The organism is Microbacterium sp. (assembly GCF_049650565.1).
Lineage (GTDB): Bacteria > Actinomycetota > Actinomycetes > Actinomycetales > Microbacteriaceae > Microbacterium.
Map to the genome: position 1 here is coordinate 41518 of NZ_JBASAK010000026.1, position 11096 is coordinate 52613.

Here is an 11096-nt window from a genome sequence, read left to right on the forward strand (position 1 = left end):
ACGCTGAGACTGAGAGTCAGTGTACGCGAGACTGCGTCTCATGGGAATGGCTCGCGACTGACGCGCGCGATCAGAGTGCTCAGGCGTGTCGCCGGCACCACTCGTACATGATCACGGCTGCTGCCGCGCTGGCATTGATGGAGCGCGTCGAGCCGTACTGCGTGATCTCCACCTGGCCGGATGCGGCGGCCACCGCCTCGGGCGAGAGCCCGGGCCCCTCCTGCCCGAACAGCAGCACGCACCGCTCCGGAAGCTCCGCCTGCTGCACGGGGACCGCACCGCCGATGTTGTCGACCGCGATGATCGGGAGGCCCTCCGCCCGAGCCCACGCCGCGAAGTCGGCGACATCCGGGTGATGCACGACGTGCTGATACCGGTCGGTCACCATCGCACCGCGCTTGTTCCAACGCCGGCGGCCGATGATGTGCACGGTGTCGGCGAGGAAGGCGTTGGCGCTGCGCACGATCGAGCCGATGTTCATGTCGTGCTGCCAGTTCTCGATGGCCACGTGGAACGGATGCCGCACCAGGTCCAGGTCGGCGACGATGGCATCCATCCGCCAGTACCGATACCGGTCGATCACGTTGCGCGTGTCGCCGTGCTCCAGCAGCTCCGGGTCGTACCACCCCTCGACGGGCCACTCCCCCTGCCAGGGACCGACCCCGTGCGTCGTGCGCTCCGGGGTCTCGTCATCCACACCTCCAGGTTATCCGGCCCCGACCGCCCCAGCCGCACGGCACCTCGGCTCCCCGCATCAGATCCAGCCCCAGACGTCAGGTGCCCGGCATCCGAACTCCGGCCGAGAACCGGAAGCCGGCCCGGAACCGGAAGGATTCATGCCGATTCTCGGCCATCTTCCGGTTCTGGGCGGACGGATGCTGGGCGGGCGGGCCGGGGCGGGCGGACGCGGGGCGCGCACACGCCGGCCAGGTAGATGCCGGACGGATGCCACAAGGCGGCATCCAGTGGTAATTTTTAGGCGTGCCGAAAAATTTGATGGGACGGATGCGAGCGATAAGTCTGCTCGGGCCCGCCCTGGTCGCCGGCGTGGCGTACCTCGACCCGGGCAACGTCGCCAGCAACATGACCGCAGGCGCCCGCTACGGGTACCTTCTGGTGTGGGTGGTGCTCAGCGGCAACGCGATGGCCTGGCTCATCCAGTACCTCTCCGCCAAGCTCGGGCTGGTCACCGGTCGCAGCCTGCCCGAGCTGCTGGGCGCACACATCCGACGCCCGTGGGCGCGGCGCGCATACTGGCTGCAGGCCGAGCTGGTGGCCATGGCCACCGACATCGCCGAGGTGCTGGGCGGTGCCGTCGCGCTGCAGCTGCTGTTCGGCGTCCCGCTGCTGTGGGGTGGCGTGATCACCGGAGCCGTGTCGATCGCTCTGCTGGCCGTGCACTCGCGACGCGGCGCACGGCACTTCGAGTTCGTCATCATCGGCCTGATGGTGCTGATCGTGGTCGGCTTCGTCGCCGGCCTGCTCGTCGCCCCACCTGATCCTGCAGGCATCGCGGGCGGCATCCTGCCGCGGTTCACCGACAGCTGGTCAGTGCTGCTGGCGGCATCCATCCTGGGCGCGACGATCATGCCGCACGCGATCTACGCGCACAGCGCGCTGGTGCGGGACAGGTTCATGCTCGGCCCGTCGCTCCCCCCGCGCCGCCCCAGCCGCCGTGTCGCGTCGCCGGGCACCTCGGGGGCGCGTGGGCCCGGCTCGGGAACCCACACACTGCGCACCCTGCTGACCGCCACCCGGTGGGACGTGACCGTCGCGATGCTCATCGCCGGCACCGTGAATCTCGCCATCCTGCTGCTGGCCGCCGCGAACCTCACCGGCGTCACCGGCACCGACTCGCTGGAGGGCGCGCACGCCGCCATCACCGCAAGCCTGGGCGGTGTGATCGGCACCCTGTTCGCGGTGGGGCTGCTGGCCTCGGGCCTGGCCTCGACGTCAGTAGGCGCCTACGCCGGCGCGGAGATCATGCACGGCCTGCTGTCCGTGCGCATCCCGCTGCTCGCCAGGCGACTGGTCACGCTTCTGCCGGCGCTGGCCATCCTCGGCGCGGGCGTCGACCCGACCCTGGCGCTGGTGCTCAGCCAGGTGGTGCTGTCCTTCGGCATCCCGTTCGCGCTGATCCCGCTTGTCACCCTCACCGCGCAGCGCCGCACGCTCGGCGAGCACGTCAATCGCCCCATGACGACCGCGCTGGGCATCCTGTTCTCCGTTCTGATCATCGCGCTCAACGCCGCCCTGCTGTGGCTGGTTCTCGCCACCGGCTGAGACGAGCCCCGACCCTGATCAGGTGAGGCTAACCTTATCCTCATGACAATCCATGACGAGCGCCACCTGCCTGATGCTGCGGAGGCCCCGCGCCTGGGCGGCGACGTCCCTCTCGCCCGCATGCCCGCGCACTGGATGCTGGGACGCCTCGGCAAGAAGGTGATGCGCCCGGGTGGGCTGCAGCTCTCGCTGCGCATGATCGACGCGCTCGGAATCGGGCCCGACGACGATGTCGTCGACTTCTGGCCGGGTCTCGGCATCACCACCGAGAGGATGCTCGCCCGCGACCCTCGCAGCTACGTCGCGATCGAGCGCGGGGCGGCTGAAGCCGCGCGCGTGCGTGCCGTGATGCGACACGGTGACGACTGCCTCGTCGCTCCCGCGCACCGCACCGGACTGCCGGATGCCTCGGCGTCGGTGGCGTACGCCGAGGCGTTGCTCACCCTCGAGCCCGCGGCCCGCAAGGTCGCCACGGTGGCCGAAGCCGCCCGGCTGCTCCGCCGCGGCGGACGCTACGGCATCCACGAGCTGCTGCTGACGCCGGACGGCCTGCGCGAGTCCGCCAAGGACGACATCGAGCGCACCCTCACCCGCGTGCTGCATGTGGGGGCGCGCCCGCTCACCGAGAGCGAATGGCAGAGGCTGCTGGGTGACGGCGGATTCGAGACCGACCGCATCGAGACCGGCGATCTGCTGCTGCTGGATGTTCCGACCTTCGTCGCCGACGAGGGCTGGGGAGGAACGCTCGCCTTCCTCGGACGCTCTCTCGCGCATCCCTCGGTACTGCCTCGCATCACCGAGATCTGGAACGTGTTCCGTCGCTACCGCGACAGCCTGGGTGCCATCACGGTCACGGCCCGCCGGCGCTGAGCGGGCGGACAGCGCGACGATCATCACGAGGGGAGCGAAGGTAGGCTCGTAGGCATGCCCTCCGCCCCTGCCGAGAAGCGTCGCGACGACCCCGCAGCCCGCCGGTCGATGACGCTCACCACCTGGTTCGCCGTGGTGGCGGCGGTCCTGGGCGTGGTGCTGATCATCTGGCCGAAGCTGTTGCCCGCCGGAGGTCCGTGGGTGCAGCTGGCACTGGGCGTCCTGACCCTGTTCTTCGCGTTCCGCGCCCGGGCGATCGGCACCCGCAGCGTCGAGGGCTACGACGGCCGGGTCTCGCTGGCCGCCGCCATGGCGGGCTTCGTGATCATGTTCTTCGCCGGCAACGCCGCGTTCTCGGTGCTGTCGGCACTGGGGGCCTGATCCGTGGCCTCACCCGCTTTCGACGACTACCTGAAGACGATCTACGCGCACACCGAGTGGCAGGATTCGCCCATCACCCCGTCCCAACTGGCGGCGGCGCTGGGCATCGCGCCGTCGAGTGTGACCGAGATGGTCAAGAAGCTCAGCGCCGCGGGGTTCGTCTCGCACCAGCCCTACGGTGCGGTGCGGCTGACGGATGCCGGACTCGAGCGTGCGCTGGGGATGGTGCGCCGGCACCGCCTGATCGAGACCTGGCTGGTGCAGGAGTTCGGCTACGCCTGGCACGAGGTGCACGACGAGGCCGAAGTGCTCGAGCACACCATCAGCGACCGGCTTCTGGAGGGCATCGACGCCCGCCTCGGCCACCCGCGCTTCGACCCCCACGGAGACGCCATCCCCGATGCCGAGGGCGACGTCGAGCGCGTGCCGTTCGTGCTGCTGGCCGACGCGCAGCCCGGCCACACCGGACGCGTGCTGCGGGTCAGCGACCGGGACCCCGAGCTGCTGCAGGCGCTGGAGGACGCCGGCATCGCCGTGGGTGTCGAGCTCACGGCATCCGCCGACGGCATCCTGCGGGACGGCGCCCCGATCCTGCTCCCTCAGGGCGCCGCCGACGCCGTGTGGCTGACCGCCTAGAACCGTCTCAGGCGGCCGCCGCAGCCTCCGGCAGCGGATGCGCGGCGACCCAGATGCGCGCCGGGTCGTAGATCGCCCGCACCCGCCGCAACCGCTCGACCGTCCCGCCCGAGTAGGCGGCGCTGGTGTCGACGGCGTGGTCGAGGAAGTTCAGGTAAGGCGCCCCGCGCTCCCACCCGCGCACCGCCTCGGCGATCGCCCCCACGCGCACGGATGCCGGCGCCATCAGCTCCGGCGCCGGCACCAGATCCACGACGAACAGCGCGTACTCGCCGTCCAGGCTCGGCACGGCCGCATCCTGCGACTCGGCGACCGCCCCGCCCAGGTGCCGCAGCTCGACCGACAGCGGTGCGTCGCCGGCGTTCTGTCCGGCGACCGAGAGCAGCGCCGCCAGCGCGGCATCGTCGAGATCGCCGAGCATGACGTGGTCGCCCACTGCCGGAGAGGGCACCGGCGGGTCCATGTGCACGTGCGCGAGGCCCGCCGCCGGCATCCGCCCGAAGGTGTCCATCTCCGGCTCGAGCGCCCGAAGCCGCGACAGCAGGTCGGCCACCCGCCGGTCGTCGGCGAGGATGGCGCCGTCGATCACCACCACCGTGCGGCCGCGCAGGAACGGCGGCAGATCCGGCAGCGCGGGGAAGCGCATCAGCCGCAGGCTGGTGGTCGCGCAGCGGTCCAGATCGCGAGTCCAGTCCCGCCAGGCCTGGAGCACAGCGGATGCCGCGGAGACGTCCCACAGCAGGAATCCGGCGTGCACGTCGGCGATCGGCAGCAGCTCGATCTCCATGGCGACGACCGCCCCGAAGCTGCCCCCACCGCCGCGCAGCGCCCAGAACAGGTCGGGATGGTCCTCGACCGTCGCCCGTACGATCTCGCCGGTGGCGGTGATCATCTCCAGCGCCTTCACATGGTGCGCGGCCAGCCCGTGCTCGCGGGCGTAGAACGACAGTCCGCCGCCCAGCAGGTACCCCGACACCGACACGTCGGGCGAGCTGCCGTGCCGTGCGGCCAGTCCGTGCACCGCAGCGGCATCGATCACGTCGCGCCACTGCGTGCCGCCCAGCACGCGCGCGATGCGATGCTCCGCGTCGATCTGCACGCCGGTCAGCCGGTGCAGCCGCAGCAGCACGGCATCCTCCAGCCCTCGCTCGGCCAGCGGCATGGCGCCGTGGCCGCTGGCCTGCGGCGCGATGCGATTCCCGGCTGCGGTCACCGCCGCGACGATGCGCGCCGCCTCCGCGATCGTGGTGGGTTCGGCGACGGCCAGCGGATGCTGCACCGCGGCGAGGTTCCACGGCGTGCAGGCCTCGTCGTAACCGGGATCATCGGGCAGCAGGAGGCCGTCAATGGCGCGCAGAAGGGCAGCATCGACGGGAGGAGGAAGAAGGGTCATGGCTCGAGCGTGCTCCGGCATCCGCCCGCGCGCATCCCGGAGAGCACTGAGGTTTCCGGCATCCGGCTCCGCCTAAGCTGGAATCCCTCGAAAGGATCCCGATGACTCAACAGGACATGCTGTTCCTCGTGATGGTCGTCATCGGCCTGGCGGCACTCACGCTCATCACGCTGCAGCTGCTCAAGCCGCGCAAGCGCGACGACAAGGGCGAATGGTACGAGGGCCCCTGGGACGACGACGATCGTCCCAGAGGCCCTCGGCGCTGACGCGCCCGATCAGGACTTGACGGAACCGCTCATCAGGCCGCCGACGAAGTACTTGCCCAGCAGGATGTACACGATCAGCGTCGGGATCGACGCGATCAGCGCACCCGCCATCGAGGCGCCGTAGTTGGACAGCTGCGCGCCCTGCGACAGATTCACCAGCGACAGGGACACGGGGCCCTGGTTGGCGTCCGAGAGGAACAGCGCGAACAGGTAGTCGTTCCAGGCCGAGGTGAACTGCCAGATGATCGTCACCACGAAGCCGGGCAGCGACAGCGGCAGAATGATCCGCCAGTACGAGCCCAGCATGCCGGCGCCGTCCACGCGGGATGCCTCCATGAGCTCCTCGGGCACGCCCTCGTAGTAGTTGCGGAAGATCAGCGTGCAGATCGGCAGACCGTAGATGATGTGCACGAACAGCAGCGTGACGATGTTGCTGGGCAGACCCAGGTCGGTCTTCAGCTGCACCAGCGGCACCATGATCGCCTGATACGGGATGAACATGCCGAACAGGATCAGCGTGAACACCACGTTGGCATACGGGAACTTCCACCGCGAGAGCACGAAGCCGTTCATCGATCCGAGCATGGCCGAGACCAGCGCAGCGGGGATGGCCAGCAGGAACGTGCGGCCGATGGGCGCCGCCAGAGTCTCCCACGCGGTCGCCCAGTTGCCGAAGCCGGTCTGGCCGTCGGCATCCGCCTGCCACGGCCAGCGCGACGGCCACGCCCACGACGTGACCGCGCTGACATCGGACGGCGGCTTGAGGCTGGTGACGACCAGCACGTACACGGGCATCAGCACGACCACCACGAACAGCAGCAGGAGCACGTACTTGGTCGTGCGTCCCATGCGCGTGCGGGTGCGGCTGGCGGTGGGGATGCGGCCGGCGGTTGTCGCGCGGCGCTCGATTCCGGTTGCGACGCTCACTTGCGCGCCCTCCTCTCGGCGCGGGCCGTGGAGATCAGGTACGGCACGATGAAGATGCACACCAGCAGCAGCAGGACGGTCGCGATCGCGGATGCTTTGCCGTACTCACCGCCGGTCAGGGCGGTCCACATGTAGGTGGCGGGAACCTCGGTGATGTACACCGGACCGGTGACGGCCATGATCAGGTCGAAGACCTTCAGCGACATGTGCGCGACGATCACCAGCGCCGACAGCGCCACGGGGTGCAGCTGGGGGAAGATGACGTGCCGGTAGAGCTTCCACTCGCTGGCGCCGTCCATGCGGGCGGCCTCGCGAAGCTCCTCGGGGATGCCGCGGAAGCCCGCCAGGAACAGCGCCATCACGTAGCCGGCGAGCTGCCAGATGGCGGGCATCGCCATGGCGGCCATGCCCCACAGCGGCTGGTTGTACCAGTCGTTCTGCAGGCTGCCGAGTCCGATGGACTCCAGCAGGCGGTTCAGACCCGATGCCCGGTCGCCCTGCGCGGAGCTGAGCAGCCAGCGCCAGACCACGCCGGATGCCACGAACGAGACCGCCATGGGGAACAGGTAGATGGAGCGGAACACGCCCTCAGCGGTGACGCCCTTGTCCAGCATCCAGGCCCAGAGGAACCCGAACAGCATGGTGCCGACCATGAAGAACACGGTGAAGACGCCGAGGTTGGCCAGCGAGTGCAGGAACCGCGGCTCGGTCAACAGGTCGGTGAACTGCTGCAGGCCGACGAACTCGGATGCCGACAGCGCGGAGTCCTTGGTCATGGCCGTGTAGAAGTTCTGGATGATCATCACGTAGACGAAGATGCCCAGCAGCACGATCGTCGGCGAGATCAGCAGAAGCGGCGGCCCCCAGTTGCGGATGCCCTTGCGCATCGGCGCCCTCCTTCAGACGAGGATGCGAGCGGGGCGGCGCTGATGCACCGCCCCGCTCGGAGGTTGGATGTTACTTGCCCAGACCCTTGGTCTGCGCCTGGACGAGAGCGTCCTGCAGCGTCTTCGCGTCCTTGGTGGACACGAACTGCCCGATCGCCGACGTGATGTCGTTCAGCCACGAGACCTTGACGGCCGCGCCGTGCGCCAGCGAGCTGACGACGGTGTCCTTGGCGAACGAGGCCATCGCGCCCTGCTGGTACTCCGGGTAGTCCGAGGCGTTGGCGTCGGTGCGCGCGGGAATCGAGCCCTTGGCGAGGTTGAACGCCTTCTGGCCGTCGGCCGAGCTGATCGTCTTCAGCCAGTTCTTCGCGCCCTCGGCGTGCGGAGCGCCCACCGGGAGAGTGAAGGAGTCGGCGAGGAAGTCGAACGTTCCGTCGGTGCCGGGGGTCGGCCAGGTGGTGTAGTCCGTGCCGTAGGTCTTGCTCTTGGCGTCGAACTCGGCCAGCGCCCAGTCGCCCATCACGTTGTAAGCGGCCGTGCCGTCGATGACCATGTCGGTCGCGACGGGCCAGTCCTGACCGGTGCCGTCGGTGTTGGCGTAGGAGAGCAGCTCGGTGTAGTCCTTGATGGCCTTGGTCACCTTGGAGTCGTCGAACTTGGTCTTGCCGTTCCACAGTCCGGTGTAGCCGTCGGCCCCGAGGTCGGACAGCAGCACGTTCTCGAACAGCTGCACCTGGGTCCAGTCGGTGGCGACGGACAGCGGCGTCTGCACGCCGGCATCCTTCAGCTTCTTCATGTCGGCCAGCCACGCGTCGATGTCGGCGGGCGCGGTCTTCGGATCGATGCCGGCCTTCTCGAGCACCGAGGTGTTGACCCACACGACGTTGGCGCGGTGGATGTTGCTGGGCACCGAGTAGATCTTGCCGTCGACGGTCAGACGGTCCAGCAGCGTCTTCGGGAAGACGTCGTTGAGGCCGTTGTCCTTGTAGAAGGAGCTGAGGTCCTCGATCTTGTCGGCCTCGATGTAGTCGGTGAGCTCGGCACCGGCGTGCGCCTGGAACGAGTCCGGCGGGTTGTTGGCCTTCAGGCGGGATGCCAGTGCGTTCTTGGCGTTCGAGCCGGCGCCGCCCGCGACGGCCGCGTTGACGAACTTGGTCTTCGGGAACTGCTCGCCGAACACCTTGACGAGCGCGTCGAGACCCGTCTTCTCGGAGCCGGACGCCCACCAGGTGAACACCTCGACCTGGCTGGCGCTGTCGCCGCCCTTGTTGCCGCTGTCGCCGCTGTCGCTCGGGCTGCTCGAGCAGCCCGCGAGCGCGAGCGCCGCGACACTGAGACCCGCTACTGCTGCGAGTGCTTTGCGCATGTGATCCTCCATCGGATGAAGACGGCCTGCAGAGAGCCGGCCCGTCCTCCATGGAATATGAAAACGTTGCCAAACGCAACCGGGGGGCGGTCACAACAAGATAACGCCCCTCTGCAGGGCGCATTCGCGGCGTGCGGTCAGGCCGGGGGCGGCGCCTCGCCGGAGCCGCGCTCGACCATCCTCGTGCCCAGCACGATGCGGCGCTCCGGGCCCGTCATCCCTGCGATGCGGTCGAAGAGCAGGCCCGCGGCGGCCTCGCCGATGGCCCACGGATCCTGGGCGATGGTCGTCACCGGCGGCACCATCAGCTCGGCCAGGTCGAAGTCGTCGAAGCCCACCAGTGCCGGATGCGCGTCCAGCAGGCGCAGCGCCTTCAGCACCGACTTGGTCGTGCGGCTGTTGGTCGTGAACAGCGCGGTCGGCGGATCGGGGAGCGAGAACAGCTCGCGCAGCGCCTCGACGCACGCATCCACGTCATCGCCGACCGCGACCACGAACTCGGGGCGGACCGGGAGACCTGCATCCCGGATCCCCTGCCGGTATCCCGCCTGCCTGCGCTCGGACGTGTACAGGCCGGAGATGTGCGCGAAGCAGGCGATGCTGCGGTGACCGGCCCGCACCAGGTGCGCGACGGCGTCGGCCGCGCCGCGCTCGTTGTCCACGACGACCAGGTCGGCGGGCAGCCCCTGCGGCGGCCTGTCGACGAACACGATCTCGGTACCGGCCGCGCGCTCCGCGGCCAGGAACGACACGTCGACCTCCTCGTGCGCGACGACGATGAGGCCGTCCAGGCGACGGCTGATCATGCGCCGCAGCACCCGCTCGCCCTCCTCGGGGTCGTCGCCGCCCGAGGCGACCAGCACCAGCAGATCCCGCTCCTGCGCCTTCTGCTCGATGGCCGCGACGAGCTCCGCGTAGAACGGGTCGGAGATGCGGGTGACGACGACGGCGATCGTGGCCGTGGACCCGGTGCGCAGCGTGCGGGCGAAGTCGTTGCGGCTGTAGCCCAGCTCGGCGATGGCGCGCTCGACGGCCTTGCACTTGGACTTGCTGACCCCGGGCTTTCCTGCCACGACCCTGGACACGGTGGACAGCCCGACACCGGCGCGGGCGGCGACATCCTTCATGGTCGGGCGTCCCGCGGCGTCGGATCCCCCGCCTGTCATCTTCGCCACACAGAGAACAATCGCATGAAAACGTTGCCACGTCCATGTTTACGTCACCCTGGCGCAGCCCGGGCATCCGACGATGCACTTCGGGGGCCGTGGCTGGGGCCGGGCCGAGGCCGGGACTGGGGCCGGGATGGGGCCGGGCCGGCATCCGGCGTCCGGCGTCCGGCGTCCGGCGTCCGGCAACCGTCAACCGGCACACACTCTGGGGGGCCGGGATGGGGCCGGGATGGGACCCGGGCCGGCATCCGGCACACACTCTGGGGGCCGACACGCCAGATGTCGGCCATTCTCGCGGGATCCGGTCGACATGTGGCGTGTCGGCCCCCATTCTGCAACGCGATGGGTCATCCCTAAGCTGAGCCGCATGGTCGGAGGCGACGGAGAACGGGGTGGCGATGGGCGTGCTGGATGACGGTGAGCGAGTCACGGCGGCGGATGCCGAGACCTGGCGCGCGTGGCTGGCGGACAACCACCAGTCGGCGCCGGGAGTGTGGCTGCTGAACGTGCGCGGGTCGGCTGCCGACGGCATCGACTACGAGGACGCCGTGCGGCACGCCCTGTGCTTCGGCTGGATCGACGGTCCGGTGCGCACCTTCGCGCCGGGGTCCGTCGGCCAGTGGTTCTCGCCCCGCCGCAGGGGCAGCGGCTGGGCGGCGACCAACAAGGCGCGCTTGGCGGAGCTCGAGGCCGCGGGGCTGCTGACACCCGCCGGCATCCGCGTGATCGAGGCGGCCAAGGCCGACGGATCGTGGACAGTGCTCGACGGCCCCGAGGCCGGTATCGAGCCGGACGACTTCGCGGCGGCGCTGGATGCCGTACCCGCGGCCCGCGAGAACTGGGACGCCTTCCCGAAGTCGGCGCGCAAGCTGGGCCTCACGCTCATCGCGACGGCCAAGCGGCCGGAGACACGGGCGG

At 69.7% G+C, this 11096-nt stretch carries 12 protein-coding genes; 6 read left to right on the plus strand and 6 right to left on the minus strand.

All coding sequences use genetic code 11. The features are described from left to right. Window positions 1-79 precede the first annotated feature (79 nt). On the minus strand, window positions 80-697 hold the full coding sequence (locus tag WA967_RS04145; protein WP_424419628.1) for a TrmH family RNA methyltransferase: 618 nt from the start codon (window positions 695-697) through the stop codon (window positions 80-82). Between the two features lie 308 nt (window positions 698-1005). On the opposite strand from WA967_RS04145, the gene WA967_RS04150 reads away from it, so the two are divergent. The 4 genes from WA967_RS04150 to WA967_RS04165 are packed head-to-tail and all read left to right on the plus strand — an operon-like array spanning window position 1006 to window position 4170. Further along, a complete protein-coding gene (locus tag WA967_RS04150) occupies window positions 1006-2283 on the plus strand; it encodes an Nramp family divalent metal transporter (protein ID WP_424419629.1) in 1278 nt (425 codons plus the stop codon). Window positions 2284-2325: 42 nt separating this feature from the next. Continuing rightward, window positions 2326-3153 carry a methyltransferase domain-containing protein gene (locus WA967_RS04155; protein WP_424419630.1) on the plus strand — a complete coding sequence of 276 codons (828 nt, stop codon included), beginning with the start codon at window positions 2326-2328 and terminating at the stop codon, window positions 3151-3153. 54 nt (window positions 3154-3207) lie between these two features. Next, on the plus strand, window positions 3208-3534 hold the full coding sequence (locus WA967_RS04160) for a hypothetical protein (RefSeq protein ID WP_424419631.1): 327 nt from the start codon (window positions 3208-3210) through the stop codon (window positions 3532-3534). 3 nt (window positions 3535-3537) lie between these two features. Continuing rightward, complete coding sequence (locus tag WA967_RS04165; RefSeq protein ID WP_424419632.1) at window positions 3538-4170, plus strand: metal-dependent transcriptional regulator; 633 nt, start codon at window positions 3538-3540, stop codon at window positions 4168-4170. Window positions 4171-4177: 7 nt separating this feature from the next. Here the strand turns inward: WA967_RS04165 and WA967_RS04170 are convergent, their stop codons facing one another. Further along, window positions 4178-5563 carry an FAD-binding oxidoreductase gene (locus WA967_RS04170; RefSeq protein ID WP_424419633.1) on the minus strand — a complete coding sequence of 462 codons (1386 nt, stop codon included), beginning with the start codon at window positions 5561-5563 and terminating at the stop codon, window positions 4178-4180. Window positions 5564-5664: 101 nt separating this feature from the next. Here WA967_RS04170 and WA967_RS04175 point away from each other — a divergent pair, with 101 nt between their 5' ends. Next, complete coding sequence (locus WA967_RS04175) at window positions 5665-5829, plus strand: hypothetical protein (protein WP_424419634.1); 165 nt, start codon at window positions 5665-5667, stop codon at window positions 5827-5829. Between the two features lie 9 nt (window positions 5830-5838). Here the strand turns inward: WA967_RS04175 and WA967_RS04180 are convergent, their stop codons facing one another. From WA967_RS04180 to WA967_RS04195, 4 genes are all read right to left on the minus strand, one after another. Then, entirely contained in the window at window positions 5839-6678 is an 840-nt protein-coding gene (locus WA967_RS04180) for a carbohydrate ABC transporter permease (protein ID WP_298861646.1), read from the minus strand. A 74-nt stretch (window positions 6679-6752) separates the two neighbouring features. Next, window positions 6753-7643: a carbohydrate ABC transporter permease gene (locus tag WA967_RS04185; protein ID WP_424419635.1), complete on the minus strand. Its 891-nt coding sequence runs from the start codon at window positions 7641-7643 to the stop codon at window positions 6753-6755. A 70-nt stretch (window positions 7644-7713) separates the two neighbouring features. Beyond that, a complete protein-coding gene (locus tag WA967_RS04190; protein WP_424419636.1) occupies window positions 7714-9009 on the minus strand; it encodes an ABC transporter substrate-binding protein in 1296 nt (431 codons plus the stop codon). Between the two features lie 137 nt (window positions 9010-9146). Further along, window positions 9147-10175, minus strand: a complete 1029-nt coding sequence (locus WA967_RS04195; RefSeq protein ID WP_424419638.1) for a LacI family DNA-binding transcriptional regulator — start codon at window positions 10173-10175, stop codon at window positions 9147-9149. Between the two features lie 401 nt (window positions 10176-10576). Here WA967_RS04195 and WA967_RS04200 point away from each other — a divergent pair. Then, window positions 10577-11096, plus strand: a 520-nt coding sequence (locus tag WA967_RS04200; RefSeq protein WP_424419639.1) for a YdeI/OmpD-associated family protein, incomplete at its 3' end; no start/stop codon positions are given.